The organism is Phaeobacter sp. S60 (assembly GCF_000826845.1).
GTDB classification, from domain to species: Bacteria; Pseudomonadota; Alphaproteobacteria; order Rhodobacterales; family Rhodobacteraceae; genus Phaeobacter; species Phaeobacter piscinae.
Map to the genome: position 1 here is coordinate 16,749 of NZ_JSWJ01000022.1, position 14,021 is coordinate 30,769.

The following is a 14,021-nucleotide window of genomic DNA, read 5'->3' on the forward strand; positions in this document are numbered from 1 at the left end:
GCAGGGTGTCGCCGAGGCGCAGATCTGCAAACCAGACCTATAGAAAACGCCGCGCTCCGTCAGGAGGCGGCGTTTTTCATATTCCGAATGATCGACCGCCCGGCAGCACCGGAGCGGGATCAGACCTCAGAAGACCGGCTTGCCCTCGGCAATGCGGTCGATGTCCGCGCGGCACAGACCAATATCGGCCAGTTCGCGGTCGTTCAGCTGACCCAGAGTCTGGCGGGTGGTGCGGGCGTCGTTCCAGTCGACAAACGCTGCCAGCAGGCTGGCGGTCTTGGCGCTCAAGCGGCCAAACAGGCTGCTGGTGCCATAGGTGGTGCGGGTGGTGTCAAATGCAGCCATGTCCTCGTCCTTTCGGAGGTTGAATGAATCTCTTCGCCATGGGGCGATGGACGGCACTTAGTGAGGAGAAAAGCCGCTGACAATCGCCGAAATTGCATGTGTCCCATGCGCAAAACGCATGGCTTATTACCCATAAAAACAAGGGAATTCTGCGGATTTTTCATGCGCAACGCGGGAATGTCGGTTTCAATAATATGGGTGGTCGTTTTCAGAACAGGATTGGGGCATTCCGCCGAAAACCGGCAATCCGCACGCGGTCTCAGGCCGGATATTTGGTGCCCGATCCAGGGGGAAAGCGGTTGGATATGTTCGCGTTTTGTGCTAATCCTGCGACAATAATGACCACTCGGCCATCTGCCGGGGCAGGCAGGGATAGGGCAGACATGCGGATACTGGGCATCGACCCGGGGTTGCGGAACCTCGGTTGGGGCGTGATCGAATCACAGGGCACCCGTCTGAGCCATGTCGCAAACGGCGTCTGCACCTCCGATGGTGATGATCTGGGGGAGCGGCTGCTGTCCCTCCACAATCAGGTGATCGAGGTGATCGCGGCCTACCGTCCCGATCAGGCGGCCATTGAACAGACCTTCGTGAACAAAGACGGCGCCGGCACGCTGAAACTGGGGCAGGCCCGCGGTGTCGCGCTGATGACGCTGGCACAGGCCGGTCTGCCAGTGGGCGAATACGCCCCGAACCGGGTCAAGAAAACCGTCGTCGGCGTCGGCCACGCGGCCAAGGAACAGATCCTGCACATGGTGAAACTGCAGCTGCCCGGATGTCTGCCCAAAAACGCCGATGCGGCAGATGCTCTGGCCATTGCCATCTGTCATGCGTTTTATGGGGGTACGCAGGCCCGCCAGCTGAAGGAGAAGCGCGCGTGATCGGAAAACTGACCGGACGACTGGAATACCGCAGCACTGACCATGTGCTGATCGACGTGCGCGGTGTCGGCTACATCGTCTTTTGCTCTGACCGCACTCTCGCCACGCTTCCCGGCGCGGGAGAGGCGGTGGCGCTTTATACCGATATGGTGGTGCGCGAGGATCTGATGCAGCTCTACGGCTTCCCCTCGCTGGCTGAAAAAGAATGGCACCGCCTGCTGACCTCGGTGCAGGGGGTGGGGGCCAAGGTCTCGCTGGCGATCTTGGGCGCGCTTGGCCCCGATGGCGTCAGCCGCGCCATTGCTCTGGGCGACTGGGCAGCGGTGAAGGCGGCCAAGGGCGTTGGTCCAAAAACGGCGCAGCGCATCGTGTTGGATCTGAAGGACAAGGCACCGGGCGTGATGGCCATGGGCGGCACCATCGCCGATGCCATGGACGGTCCCGGTCTGGATGTCGTTGAATCCGTCGCGCCGGTGGAGACCGGCAAGACGCCCCGCAAGGCACCGCCAAAGGCCCCCTCCGGTGCCGCTGCCGCCTCTGCGGGGGCGCTCTCCGCGCTTGGCAATCTGGGCTATGGCCCATCGGATGCCGCCGCCGCCGTGGCCGAAGCTGCCGCCACCTACCCGGACGCCAATGAGGCTGAGCTGATCCGCGCCGCCTTGCGTCTTCTGGCGCCGAAAGGGTGATGATGACACGGAAAGAGCAGCGCCTGAGCTTGGGTGGGTGCGAAGCGCCCTCCCGTGGGGAGGGTCGGGCGCTGCCCGGCCTTCGGCCGGACAAAACATATGCCAGAAAGCGGGACCATGATTGACGCCGACCCCACCCTGCGCCCCACACCGCTGCCGGAAGACAGCGCAGGCGACACCGACCGCGCTTTGCGTCCGCAGGGGCTGGGCGAATTCATTGGTCAGGCCGAGGCCCGTGCCAATCTGCGCGTCTTCATCGAATCCGCCCGCCGCCGGGGCGAGGCGATGGACCACACGCTGTTTCATGGCCCCCCCGGTTTGGGCAAAACCACGCTGGCGCAGATTGTCGCCCGTGAACTCGGCGTGAACTTCCGCATGACCTCCGGCCCGGTGCTGGCCAAGGCCGGCGATCTGGCGGCGATCCTCACCAATCTTGAGGCGCGTGATGTGTTGTTCATCGACGAAATCCACCGGCTGAACCCGGCGGTGGAGGAGGTGCTCTATCCGGCGATGGAGGATTTTGAGCTGGATCTGGTGATCGGCGAGGGGCCGGCCGCGCGCACTGTGCGGATCGAGTTGCAGCCCTTCACTCTTGTTGGCGCCACCACCCGCATGGGTCTTTTGACAACACCGCTGCGCGACCGTTTCGGCATCCCGACCCGCCTGCAGTTCTACACCATTGATGAGCTGTTTGAGATTGTCAGCCGCAATGCCCGTAAGCTGGGGGCCCCCGCCGATGATGACGGCGCCCGCGAGATCGCGCGGCGCGCCCGCGGCACACCCAGGATCGCCGGACGGCTCCTGCGCCGCGTCGTGGACTTCGCGGTTGTCGAGGGCGATGGCACCATCACCCGGGAGCTGGCCGATGGCGCTCTGACGCGGCTCGGGGTGGATCAGCTGGGTCTGGACGGCGCCGACCGGCGCTATCTGCGGATGGTGGCAGAGAACTATGGCGGTGGACCCGTCGGGATCGAAACCATGTCCGCTGCGCTGAGCGAAAGCCGCGACGCGCTGGAGGAGGTGATCGAACCTTACCTGCTGCAACAGGGGCTGATTCAGCGCACGCCGCGCGGCCGAATGCTGGCGCATAAGGCCTGGACCCACCTTGGATTGACGCCGCCGCGGGGGCAGGGCGACCTGTTGCTATAGGGCGCCACCTGATGTGGCCCAGCGTTAGCATGCGCGCGGGTTGGCGTCAAATCCGCCGCAAAGGGTTAAGGTGGCTTTGAAGAATTGGATTCAATTTTAGCGTATGTTTCGCACGCGAAACATTTGGTCATAGCTGCTGACCTACGTGGCAAACCCTGATGGACGCGCCGCGCCCCGCGCGTCACGGCCTCCGGCGGGGATATTTCAGGCCAGCAGATGCAGGGTGGCAGCCGGTCGCAACCCTTGTCGTTGATCCCGCAAGCGGGCATTAAGCGCCCATAAGACCGCAGTCCGAGTGGAGAGCCGTATAATGACCCCAGCCGAGATCGAAGCCCTGTTTACCCGCACCGATGGCACTTATGCCTTTGCCCGCTGGGGGCGACCGATTGCGCCGATTGTCTTTGGGGTGGAGGACAGCACCCTGGCCACCGTCAAGGGCGCGATCGAGGCGGTGGTGACCCTTGCAGGCCATCAGATGGCGGAGACCGATCCCGAACTGGGATCGAACCTGATGGTGTTTTTCTTCCGCGACTGGGACGAGTTGACGGGCGTGCCGGATCTGGACCGGCTGATCCCGGATCTGGACCCGCTGGTGGCGCGTCTGAAACAGGCGGACGCCAGCCAGTACCGCGCGTTTCGGTTTGACGATCAGGGCGGCATTCAGGCCTGTTTCGTGTTCCTGCGCATGGCCGGTGCTATGGCAAAACTGCCGGCCGAAACCCTGGCGCTGACGCAGGCGGTGCAGATGATGCTGACCTGGGGCGACAGCGCCTTTGCCGAGACCTCGCCGCTGGCGGTGCTGCCGGACACCGGCGCCACCATTCTGCGGCCCGAGATTGCCGGGGTGATTGCGGCCGCTTATGATCGGATGATGCCGGTTGCTGCCGCCGACAGCTCCCATGCGCTCCGCCTGTTTGCGCGACTGCAAGCGCCGGTAGCGCCGCCCGCAGATGACGCCAACCCGACCCGGCACTGAGCCGTCGCCAGAGAGGCCCAGACAGATGATTCACCGCTTCCCGGTTCGGGTATATTACGAAGACACCGACATGGGCGGGATCGTCTATCACGCCAATTATCTGCGGTTTATCGAACGAGCGCGCAGCGACTGGGTGCGCAACCTTGGCAATGATCAGAACGCCATGCGCGACGCCGGGCTGATCTGGGTGGTGCGCCGGATTGAGGCGGATTACCTCGCCCCTGCCAAATTCGATGAGGAACTGCGGATCGAGACCGAAGTGCAGAAGGTGACACCAGCGCGGCTCACCATGTCGCAGCAGGTGTTCCGTGGTGAGACCGAGCTGTTTCGCGCGATTGTCACCGTGGTTTGCGTCAATGCCGAGAGCGGTGCGCCGATCCGCCTTCCGGCAGAGATTCGCGCATTGCTGTAACAATTGCTGCTCTCACAGCTGTTTCATTGGCTTTTGGCCTTGAACTGCGATAGCCTTTTGCCAAATGAAAGCCGGAAAACGGCTGAAAGACGGCCAAAAACATAGAGCAGGTCCATGGAAGCAGAAACTCTGGCGTTGGCGCAGGAGATTGATTTCTCCATGTGGGGGCTATTTGAACGGGCGACCCTGACGGTCAAACTGGTGATGCTGATGCTGGTTGGCTCGTCGATCTGGTCCTGGGCCATTATCCTGCAGAAACTGATCAATTATCGCCTTGCCCGGCGCGAGGCGGCGGAGTTTGATCGCGCCTTCTGGTCGGGAGAGCCGCTGGATGGTCTGTTCGATCAGATCGGTCCGCAGCCCAAGGGGCAGTCGCAACGGATCTTTGCCGCTGGCATGACCGAATGGCGGCGCAGTCACCGCACCGACGGGGCGTTGATTGCCGGCGCGCAGGCGCGGATCGAACGGTCGATGGATGTCGCCATCGCCAAGGAAAGCGAACATGTCCAAAGTGGTCTGTCGATCCTGGCCACTGTTGGCTCCACCGCGCCTTTTGTTGGGCTATTCGGCACCGTCTGGGGCATCATGACCGCCTTTATCGAGATTGCGGAGCAGCAGAACACCAACCTCGCCGTTGTGGCGCCGGGCATTGCCGAGGCGTTGATGGCGACCGGTCTGGGGCTGCTGGCGGCGATTCCGGCGGTGATTTTCTACAACAAGCTGAGCGCGGACAGCGACCGGATCATCGGCAGCTATGAGGCCTTTGCTGATGAGTTTGCCACCATCCTCAGCCGTCAGCTGGATTCCTGATCCATGGGGGCCTCGGTTCAACCTTCCGCCGCCAACGGGCGACGCCGGGGACGGCGGCGCAGCCGTGCGCGGCCGATGGCGGAAATCAACGTCACGCCCTTTGTTGATGTGATGCTGGTTTTGCTGATCATTTTCATGGTGGCCGCCCCTTTGATGACCGTGGGTGTGCCGGTGGAGCTGCCGAAGACCGCCGCCGGGGCCTTGCCCGGGGATGAGGAAGAGCCGCTGACCGTGACCATGACCGCCAGTGGTGAAATCCAGATCCAGACCACGCCTGTGGCCCCGGATGAGCTGATCGCCAAACTGCGCGCCATCGCGGCGGAGCGGTCCTCCGATCAGGTGTTCCTGCGTGCCGACGGGGCAATCCCCTATGAGGCGGTGATGCAGGTGATGGGCGCGCTGAACGCCGGTGGGTTCTCCAGCGTTGGGCTGGTGACCGATGTGGGTGGTCCGAGCCTTGACGGGCGGGCCGTCGACGATACCGGGCAATAGGCGGGGCACGGGTGTGCAGACCGGAACCAAGATCTCTCTTGCAGGCCACGGATTGCTGGCGGGCTGGGTTGTGTTCGGCGCCTGGTTTCCGTCTGAACCCCTGCCATTGGCGGTGCAGGATGTCGCGATCATCTCGACCGAGGAGTTCGCGCGTCTGAGCCAGCAGCGCGCGGCACCGGTGGTTGCGGATACCGCAGGGGATCTGAGCCAGCCAGACCCGGATCCCGCGCCGGAGGTGACCCCGCCAACCCCGCCCGCGCCAGAGCCGCAGATCACCCAGCCCGAACCGGTGACTGTGCCTGATCCAGATCCTGAACTGACGGAGCGACCCGAACCGCAGCCGGTCGAGCCGACGCCGCCGGTGGCCGCGCCATCGCCACCGGATGTGCCGGATAGTACCAGCGTGACGCCCCAGCTGACCGAACGCCCGCAGCTGCGCCCGGTTGACCGGGTTGCGCCAACACCTGTCGCACCACCGGAACCGGACACCCAAATTGCTGATGTGGCACAACCCGAAGTGTCCGATGAGGTCGGGACCGAGCCGGCACAGGAGGCCCAGCAGGCCACCGCCGAGGCGGCGGCCAACGACCGGATCGTGACCGAGGAAGTCGAGGCCGAGACCGAGCAGGTGGCCAGCGCCGCCCCCGCGCAGTCCCTGCGCCCGCGGCGGCGCCCGGATCGGCCCACGCCAGCGGCCCAGCCCGAACCTGAACCCGCATCTGAGCCTGAAACTGGGCCAGAGCCGGAACCTGCTGACCCCGCAACAGATCCAACCCCGGACCGCGCGGATGCGGTGGAGGATGCTCTGGCAGCCGCCCTCGCCGGTGGCGGCGAGGTGGAAGCGCCGGAACCCTCTGGCCCGCCGTTGACCAGTGGCGAGAAGGACGCGCTGCGGGTTGCGGTGCAGCAATGCTGGAACGTTGGCTCGCTCTCGTCGGAGGCGCTGCGCACCACCGTTGTGGTCTCCGTCGCACTGACACAGGATGGCCGACCTGAGGAGGGCAGCATCCGGATGTTGTCCAGTACCGGCGGGTCAGGATCGGCGGCCAATCAGGCCTTTGGCGCGGCGCGACGGGCGATTTTGCGCTGTGGTGCGCGCGGCTTCCAACTTCCGTCTGACAAATATGCCCAATGGCGTAATATCGAAATGACCTTCAATCCCGAAAGGATGCGGATCAAATGAGGACATATCTGGCAACGCTCGTGATGGGCGCGACCCTGCTGGGAGCGGCGGTGATGACGTCTGCTCTGCCTGCGCAGGCACAGGATGGCCCCTTGCGGATCGAAATCACCGACGGGGTGATCGAACCCTTGCCCTATGCGGTGCCCGGCTTTGTGCCCGAAACCCCTGCTGCGGCTGAACTGGCGCGCGATATCTCGCGGGTGATTGCAGCGGATCTGAGCGGCACCGGCCTGTTTCGCGAGGTGCCGGCCTCGGCCCATATCTCCAAAGTCACCGATTTTGACGCCGCCGTGTCCTATGCCGACTGGAAGGCGGTGAATGCGCAGGCGCTGATCACCGGCGCGCTCAGCGTCAATGGCAACCGTCTGACAGTGCGGTTCCGGGGCTATGATGTCTTTGCGGAGAAGGAACTGGGCACCGGGCTGCAATTCTCCGGCACCACCGATGGCTGGCGGCGCATGGCGCATAAGGTGGCGGATGTGATCTACAGCCGCATCACCGGCGAGAGCGGCTATTTCGACAGCCGTGTGGTGTTTGTCTCCGAAAGCGGTCCGAAGAATGACCGGCGCAAGCGGCTGGCGATCATGGATTACGATGGCGCCAATGTGCAGTATCTGACCAACAGCGCCTCCATCGTGCTGGCGCCGCGGTTCTCCCCAACCGGTGACCGGGTGCTTTATACCAGCTATGAGAGCGGCTTCCCCCAGATCCATGTGCTGGATGTGGGCAGCGTTCAACGCCGGGTTCTGTCGGCGGACAATGGCATCATGAGTTTTGCGCCGCGCTTTGCCCCGGATGGGCGCACGGTGGTCTATTCGCAGTCACAGGGCGGCAATACCGATATCTTCACCATGAATATCGACACCGGCGCCCGCACCCGCCTGACCAGCGCGCCGTCGATTGAAACGGCCCCGTCGTTTTCGCCGGATGGCAGTCAGATTGTTTTTGAAAGCGACCGCTCCGGCGCGCCGCAGCTTTATGTGATGGCGGCCACCGGCGGTGAGGCGCGGCGGATCAGCTTTGGCGCGGGGCGCTATGGAACGCCGGTGTGGTCGCCGCGCGGCGACATGATTGCCTTTACCAAACAGAACAAGGGGCGGTTCCACATTGGTGTCATGCGCACGGATGGCAGCGAGGAACGTCTGTTGACGGCGTCCTTCCTGGATGAGGGGCCAACCTGGTCGCCCAACGGTCGGGTGATCATGTTCACCCGCGAGACCCAGGGCGCCAGCGGTCGGGCGCTGCTTTACTCGGTGGATGTGTCAGGGCGCAATCTGAAACCTGTGCGCACGCCGGATGGCGCGTCGGACCCGGCGTGGTCACCGCTACAGAACTGAGGTGTCGCGCGCCTGCCATGCTGGCCAGGCGCGCGCGCCAGAACCAAAGACCAAAGTGGCAGCGGCATCAGCGCTGTGATAAATCTGGTGCAAGATATGGAAACGGGACGAGGCGGACATCATGAGTGGTTTGACAAAAGCAATGCTGGTGGCAGCGGCATTGGGACTGAGTGCCTGTGCAGGCAATCCCTGGGACGACACGGCTGGGGGCAATGGCTCCGGTGCGGGAGCGGGGGCAGGCGCCGCGGGACAGCTTGACCCCAGCAGCCCGGCCTATTTCCAGCAAACCGTTGGCGACCGGGTGTTGTTTGCCGTGGACCAATCGACGCTGTCGCCCGCCGCACAAAGCGTCCTGCAGGGGCAGGCGCGCTGGCTCACTGCGAACCCGGATTATGTGGTCACCATCGAAGGCCACGCGGATGAGCAGGGCACGCGGGAATATAACCTCGCCCTCGGCGCGCGCCGCGCCAATGCCGCGCGGGAATATCTGCTGTCGCAGGGGGTGGCGGGCAACCGTCTGCAGGTCGTCAGCTTTGGCAAGGAACGCCCGCTGGAGATCTGCTCGAACGAGGCCTGCTACACCAAGAACCGTCGCGCGGTCACCGTGCTGGCGGGTGGTCTGACGGGGTAAACGATCATGCAACTGCGTCCTTTTGCGATTGCCGCCCTTGCGCTGGTGCTGGCCATGCCGCCGTTGATGGCACGGGCACAGGATGACCAAACGCTTGCTGATATCCGTCAGGAGCTGACGGTTTTGCACGTTGAAATTCAGCGGCTGAAGCGGGAAATGTCGACCACCGGCAGCCCGCAGACCAATGTCGCAGGGGACAGCGTTCTGGACCGTGTCAGCGCCATTGAGGCGGAGCTGCAGCGGCTGACCGCGCAGACCGAACAACTGTCGTACCGGGTGGACCGGGTGGTGCAGGATGGCACCAACCGGATTGGTGATCTTGAGTTCCGGTTGGTGGAGTTGGAAGGCGGCGATATCTCGCAGCTGGGGGAGACCACCACGCTTGGCGGTGGGGACTTGCCCGAAGGTGGCGCACCGGCCCTGCCCGCGACGCCGGGCACCGCAGTTGATACCACCTCTGAGCTGGCGGTTGGCGAACAGGCGGATTTTGATGCCGCCAAGGCCGCGCTGGACAGCGGTGCCTATCAGGAGGCGGCAGAGAAATTTGCAGCCTTCACACAGGCTTATCCCGGCAGCCCTCTGGCGGCCGCGGTGGAATATAACCGTGGCAAGGCGCTGGACGGCCTGGGCGATACCCGCGAGGCGGCACGGGCCTATCTGGCGTCCTTCTCTGGCAATGCGACGGGCGAGACCGCGCCAAAAGCGCTGTTTGAACTGGGGGCGGCGCTGGGGCGACTGGGGCAGACCAGCCAGGCTTGCGTGACCCTCGCTGAGGTTGGCAGCCGGTTCCCCGGCGCCGCTGAGACCGCGGCAGCGGAGGCCGAGCGCGCCAAACTGGCCTGCAATTGACCCGCCCCGACCGGGATATCCTGGCCATCGTGCAGGAGCAGTTCCGATCTGCCCTGCCCGCAAGGTTGGGGGTCGCGGTTTCGGGAGGGGGTGATTCGATGGCGCTCATGCATTTGCTGCATGAGTGTTTTGCCGATGTTGGTGTTGAGATTTGTGTCGCGACCGTGGACCACGGGTTGCGCCCGACCTCCGGCGCGGAGGCGCAGATGGTAGCGGGCGCCGCTGCCAAACTGGGCATGGCTCATGACATCCTGCAATGGTGTGACCGCCCGACGGCAGGGCAGGCGGGCAATCTGCAGGAACAGGCCCGCACTGCGCGCTATGCGCTGCTGACCTCCTGGGCGCAGTTGAATGACATCTCCACTGTTGCGCTGGGGCATACGGCGGATGATCAGGCCGAAACGCTGCTGATGCGGCTGGGCCGGTCGTCGGGCGTCTCTGGCCTGTCGGCGATGTCGCGCAGCCGGGCCATGGAGGGGGTGACGCTGCTGCGCCCGCTGCTGGAGGTCACACGCGAAGAGCTGCGCGAATATCTGCGCGCCCGTGATTGCCACTGGGTCGAGGATCCGAGCAATGAAGATGCCCGGTTCGAACGGGTCAGGGTGCGTCAGGCAATGGACGCGCTGGCACCGCTGGGGTTGACGGTGGAGCGGCTTGCCGCCGTGGCGCGCAATATGGGCACCGCCCGTGAAGCGCTGGATTGGTATACGTTTTTGGCTGCCCGGGACATGGCGGAGGTGCGCGATGGCGCGATTGTGATCGATCAGCGCCAGTTTCGCACCCTGCCGGATGAAATCGCCCATCGGCTGTTGGTGCGGTCGGTGCAATGGGTCAGCGGGGCGGTGCATCCGCCACGCCGGGAACCGATGGTCAAGGCGCGCGACGCGGTGCGCCACGGGGGGTCCTTCACCCTTGGGGGGTGCCGGATGATCACCCGCAGGCAGCGCACCTGGATTTGCCGCGAATATAAACCGGTCGCCGAAGAGGTGGCACTGCCGGGCAAAATCTGGGACCAGCGCTGGCGGGTTTTTGGCGGAGAGGTGACGGATCACGAGGTGCGTGCGCTGGGACCGGAGGGGTTGCTGCATTGCCCTGACTGGCGCCGTGCCGAGGTGCCGGGCGCGGTTTTGCAGGCGACGCCGGCGGTGTGGAAACAGGATCAGTTGATTGCCGCCCCATTGGCGGGAAATGGCAACGGATGGTCCGCAGAACTGGTCCAGAACAGCGAAGAGTTCTTCACAGCTCTTTTATCGCATTGAACCTCAGTGAAGTATCCCTATTTTAGAGGCAACGAAGGCGGCCTGCCAGGTGCGCCTCGCATATTGGGAGACTTTCCTTGGGCAACGTACGCAATATCGCCTTTTGGGTTGTTCTGTTTGTGCTCGTCTTGGCGCTGTTCAACTTGTTCAGTGGTTCCGGCAGCACCATGCAGAGCCGAGAGAAGACTTTTTCTGACTTTGTCAGCGCGGTTGAAAACGGCAATGTCAGCACTGTGACGCTGGATGGCGAACAGGTTCGCTACACCACGTCGGACGGCCAGAACTTCATGACCATCAAACCCGGCGATGCCGAGGTGACCTCGCTGTTGATCGACAACAACATCCCGGTGCGCGCTGAAAAGCAGCAGCAGTCCGGGTTCCAGTCGTTCCTTCTGACGCTGTTGCCCTTCCTGCTGCTGATTGGTGTCTGGATCTATTTCATGAACCGGATGCAGGGCGGCGGCAAAGGGGGCGCCATGGGCTTTGGCAAATCCAAGGCCAAGATGCTGACCGAGAAACATGGCCGCGTGACCTTTGACGATGTCGCTGGCATTGATGAGGCCAAGGAAGAGCTGGAAGAGATCGTTGAATTCCTGCGCAACCCGCAGAAATTCTCCCGTCTGGGCGGCAAAATCCCCAAAGGCGCGCTGCTGGTGGGTCCTCCGGGGACTGGTAAGACGCTGCTGGCGCGGGCCATTGCCGGTGAGGCCGGTGTGCCGTTCTTTACGATCTCCGGTTCGGATTTCGTCGAGATGTTTGTCGGCGTCGGTGCCTCCCGTGTGCGCGACATGTTCGAGCAGGCGAAGAAGAACGCGCCCTGTATTGTTTTCATCGATGAAATCGACGCTGTGGGTCGCCATCGTGGTGCCGGCTACGGCGGTGGCAATGATGAGCGCGAGCAGACGCTGAACCAGCTGCTGGTTGAGATGGATGGCTTTGAAGCCAACGAAGGCGTGATCATTCTGGCCGCGACCAACCGTAAGGACGTGCTGGACCCTGCGCTGCTGCGTCCGGGCCGCTTTGACCGCAACGTCACCGTCGGCAACCCCGACATCAAGGGCCGTGAGAAAATCCTTGGCGTGCATGCGCGCAAGACGCCTCTGGGCCCGGATGTGGATCTGCGCATCATCGCGCGCGGCACCCCCGGTTTCTCCGGTGCGGATCTGGCCAACCTGGTGAATGAGGCCGCGCTGATGGCCGCCCGCGTCGGTCGTCGTTTTGTCACCATGGAAGATTTCGAATCGGCCAAGGACAAGGTGATGATGGGGGCGGAGCGCCGGTCCATGGTGCTGACGCAGGATCAGAAGGAAAAAACCGCCTACCACGAAGCGGGCCACGCGGTTGTCGGTTTGGAATTGCCGCTGTGTGATCCGGTCTATAAGGCAACGATCATTCCGCGCGGTGGTGCGCTGGGGATGGTGGTGTCGCTGCCTGAAATGGATCGGTTGAATTATCACCGGGATGAATGTCAGCAGAAACTGGCAATGACCATGGCCGGCAAGGCGGCTGAGGTGATCAAATACGGCGAGGATCATGTCTCTAACGGTCCGGCGGGCGACATCCAGCAGGCCAGCCAGCTGGCGCGGGCCATGGTGCTGCGCTGGGGTATGTCGGACAAGGTCGGCAATATCGACTACGCCGAAGCGCATGAGGGTTATTCCGGCAACACCGCTGGCTTCTCGGTCTCTGCCAACACCAAGGAACTGATCGAGGATGAGGTGAAACGCTTTATCCAGCAGGGTTATGATCAGGCGTTGCAGATCCTCAAAGACAAGAATGAGGAATGGGAACGGCTGGCGCAGGGGCTCTTGGAATATGAGACCCTCACCGGTGACGAGATCAAACGCGTGATGAAGGGCGACCCGCCGCAGGCGGGCGAGGATGAGGGCGACGATGCCGACACCGGCGGCGCCTCAGTCACCGCGATCCCGAAGGCCAAGCCGAAGAAATCTGCATCGGATGATGGCCTGGCGCCGGAGCCGTCTTCCTGACGGTAACGCGTTCAGAATACTGCAAAACCAAACCCGGTCCCCAACAGGTGGCCGGGTTTTTTGATGCGCTGGGTGTGATGCACCGACGGCGAGCCATAGGGGCTGTTGCAGGGCTGGTCAGACACCGGGCGCGTGCCTATGGTGACGCTGATTTGTCAGGTTATTTTGCAGTGGAGATGCCCCATGCCAGTGATGCGCGAAACCGAGTTTCAGGTAGAGGTGACCTGGATCGGCTATGTTCCGGCGGCCACCGGGGGGCTGCGATCAGAGCAGCAGGATCAGTTGACGCTGAGCTTTGACGGGATCGCGGGGGAGCGCCACGAGGGCGCCTTGCGGGCGTCCTGTGTGCGGGTGCGCAACCTCCATCCCGAGGGCACGGAAATCCGCAATCTGCGCCAGATCAGCATTCTGTCGGAGGAAGAACTGGCGTTGATCGCTGCGGATATGGGGATGGAGCGGATCGACCCGGTTCACCTTGGGGCGACACTGGTGCTGCGCGGTATTCCCGACCTCAGCCATCTGCCGCCCTCCAGCCGCTTGCAAGGGCCAGACGGGGTGACGCTGACGGTGGATATCGAAAACCGGCCCTGCATTTTCCCGGCCAAGGAGATCGAGAAGGATCACGCAGGCTTTGGTCCGAAGTTCAAACCGGCGGCCACCGGGCGGCGTGGGGTGATGGCCTGGGTGGAGCGGCCCGGCGTGCTGAAAGCGGGCGAACCCCTGCGCCTGTTTGTGCCGGATCAACCAGCCTGGGCGCCCTGAAACTTGACTGAGACTCGCTTGAAGTCCGGCTGAGGCACACCTGAGGCCCGGCTTTGAGTCGGGCCAATCTCCCCCTCGCGGTTGCGTATAGGCGTCGGCCTGACACAATTGGCAATCTTTGGCTGCCCTAGGGTGAGTGAACGCCGTTTCAATGCCTGATCATGTCGGAAATCACGCGCATCGAATGTCGCAGAAGGGCTAAGTCTTGCGGGAAACCGGCACGGCTGTGCCTGTACATTCGCGACCTCACAATTCAGG

Annotated in this window: 15 protein-coding genes; 14 read left to right on the forward strand and 1 reads right to left on the reverse strand. The window is 63.3% G+C overall.

Annotation, left to right across the window (positions count from 1 at the left end; genetic code table 11):
* Positions 1–126 precede the first annotated feature (126 nt).
* Positions 127–345 carry a DUF1127 domain-containing protein gene (locus tag OO25_RS18360; RefSeq protein ID WP_024098276.1) on the reverse strand — a complete coding sequence of 73 codons (219 nt, stop codon included), beginning with the start codon at positions 343–345 and terminating at the stop codon, positions 127–129.
* 383 nt (positions 346–728) lie between these two features.
* On the opposite strand from OO25_RS18360, the gene ruvC reads away from it, so the two are divergent.
* The 14 genes from ruvC (at position 729) to OO25_RS18430 (ending at position 13,763) form a co-directional block, all read left to right on the forward strand.
* Positions 729–1,226, forward strand: a complete 498-nt coding sequence (gene ruvC / locus OO25_RS18365) for a crossover junction endodeoxyribonuclease RuvC (protein ID WP_040172722.1) — start codon at positions 729–731, stop codon at positions 1,224–1,226.
* Positions 1,223–1,912 (forward strand): Holliday junction branch migration protein RuvA, encoded by a 690-nt coding sequence (gene ruvA / locus OO25_RS18370; RefSeq protein WP_040181882.1) that lies wholly within the window; start codon positions 1,223–1,225, stop codon positions 1,910–1,912. Before ruvC ends, ruvA begins: the two co-directional genes overlap by 4 nt.
* Positions 1,913–2,029: 117 nt before the next feature.
* On the forward strand, positions 2,030–3,061 hold the full coding sequence (gene ruvB, locus OO25_RS18375; protein WP_040181958.1) for a Holliday junction branch migration DNA helicase RuvB: 1,032 nt from the start codon (positions 2,030–2,032) through the stop codon (positions 3,059–3,061).
* Between the two features lie 310 nt (positions 3,062–3,371).
* Complete coding sequence (locus OO25_RS18380) at positions 3,372–4,037, forward strand: hypothetical protein (RefSeq protein WP_175304843.1); 666 nt, start codon at positions 3,372–3,374, stop codon at positions 4,035–4,037.
* A gap of 25 nt (positions 4,038–4,062) precedes the next feature.
* Complete coding sequence (gene ybgC / locus OO25_RS18385; RefSeq protein WP_040181885.1) at positions 4,063–4,449, forward strand: tol-pal system-associated acyl-CoA thioesterase; 387 nt, start codon at positions 4,063–4,065, stop codon at positions 4,447–4,449.
* A 114-nt stretch (positions 4,450–4,563) separates the two neighbouring features.
* Positions 4,564–5,259, forward strand: a complete 696-nt coding sequence (tolQ, locus tag OO25_RS18390) for a protein TolQ (protein ID WP_040171986.1) — start codon at positions 4,564–4,566, stop codon at positions 5,257–5,259.
* Positions 5,260–5,262: 3 nt separating this feature from the next.
* Positions 5,263–5,751 (forward strand): protein TolR, encoded by a 489-nt coding sequence (gene tolR, locus OO25_RS18395; RefSeq protein ID WP_040181887.1) that lies wholly within the window; start codon positions 5,263–5,265, stop codon positions 5,749–5,751.
* A 13-nt stretch (positions 5,752–5,764) separates the two neighbouring features.
* Positions 5,765–6,934, forward strand: coding sequence for an energy transducer TonB (locus OO25_RS18400; RefSeq protein ID WP_040181890.1), 1,170 nt, complete (start codon positions 5,765–5,767; stop codon positions 6,932–6,934).
* Positions 6,931–8,271: a Tol-Pal system beta propeller repeat protein TolB gene (tolB, locus tag OO25_RS18405; protein ID WP_040171993.1), complete on the forward strand. Its 1,341-nt coding sequence runs from the start codon at positions 6,931–6,933 to the stop codon at positions 8,269–8,271. Before OO25_RS18400 ends, tolB begins: the two co-directional genes overlap by 4 nt.
* Before the next feature lie 121 nt (positions 8,272–8,392).
* Complete coding sequence (gene pal, locus OO25_RS18410) at positions 8,393–8,902, forward strand: peptidoglycan-associated lipoprotein Pal (RefSeq protein ID WP_014879240.1); 510 nt, start codon at positions 8,393–8,395, stop codon at positions 8,900–8,902.
* 6 nt (positions 8,903–8,908) lie between these two features.
* Positions 8,909–9,751, forward strand: a complete 843-nt coding sequence (gene ybgF / locus OO25_RS18415; RefSeq protein ID WP_040171997.1) for a tol-pal system protein YbgF — start codon at positions 8,909–8,911, stop codon at positions 9,749–9,751.
* A 53-nt stretch (positions 9,752–9,804) separates the two neighbouring features.
* Positions 9,805–11,010 (forward strand): tRNA lysidine(34) synthetase TilS, encoded by a 1,206-nt coding sequence (gene tilS, locus OO25_RS18420; RefSeq protein WP_255352601.1) that lies wholly within the window; start codon positions 9,805–9,807, stop codon positions 11,008–11,010.
* A gap of 77 nt (positions 11,011–11,087) precedes the next feature.
* Entirely contained in the window at positions 11,088–13,001 is a 1,914-nt protein-coding gene (gene ftsH, locus OO25_RS18425) for an ATP-dependent zinc metalloprotease FtsH (RefSeq protein WP_040181893.1), read from the forward strand.
* Between the two features lie 183 nt (positions 13,002–13,184).
* The gene (locus OO25_RS18430) at positions 13,185–13,763 is read left to right on the forward strand and encodes a sulfurase (protein ID WP_040181894.1); all 579 of its coding nucleotides are present in this window, start codon (positions 13,185–13,187) and stop codon (positions 13,761–13,763) included.
* Positions 13,764–14,021: the final 258 nt, after the last annotated feature.

Excerpts from the sequence above, each read along its gene's own strand:
- OO25_RS18360 (WP_024098276.1), bottom strand. The coding sequence starts at position 345 with ATGGCTGCATTTGACACCACCCGCACCACCTATGGCACCAGCAGCCTG.
- ruvC (WP_040172722.1), top strand. The coding sequence starts at position 729 with ATGCGGATACTGGGCATCGACCCGGGGTTGCGGAACCTCGGTTGGGGC.
- ruvB (WP_040181958.1), top strand. The coding sequence starts at position 2,030 with ATGATTGACGCCGACCCCACCCTGCGCCCCACACCGCTGCCGGAAGAC.
- OO25_RS18380 (WP_175304843.1), top strand. The coding sequence starts at position 3,372 with ATGACCCCAGCCGAGATCGAAGCCCTGTTTACCCGCACCGATGGCACT.
- ybgC (WP_040181885.1), top strand. The coding sequence starts at position 4,063 with ATGATTCACCGCTTCCCGGTTCGGGTATATTACGAAGACACCGACATG.
- tolQ (WP_040171986.1), top strand. The coding sequence starts at position 4,564 with ATGGAAGCAGAAACTCTGGCGTTGGCGCAGGAGATTGATTTCTCCATG.
- tolR (WP_040181887.1), top strand. The coding sequence starts at position 5,263 with ATGGGGGCCTCGGTTCAACCTTCCGCCGCCAACGGGCGACGCCGGGGA.
- tolB (WP_040171993.1), top strand. The coding sequence starts at position 6,931 with ATGAGGACATATCTGGCAACGCTCGTGATGGGCGCGACCCTGCTGGGA.
- pal (WP_014879240.1), top strand. The coding sequence starts at position 8,393 with ATGAGTGGTTTGACAAAAGCAATGCTGGTGGCAGCGGCATTGGGACTG.
- ybgF (WP_040171997.1), top strand. The coding sequence starts at position 8,909 with ATGCAACTGCGTCCTTTTGCGATTGCCGCCCTTGCGCTGGTGCTGGCC.
- OO25_RS18430 (WP_040181894.1), top strand. The coding sequence starts at position 13,185 with ATGCCAGTGATGCGCGAAACCGAGTTTCAGGTAGAGGTGACCTGGATC.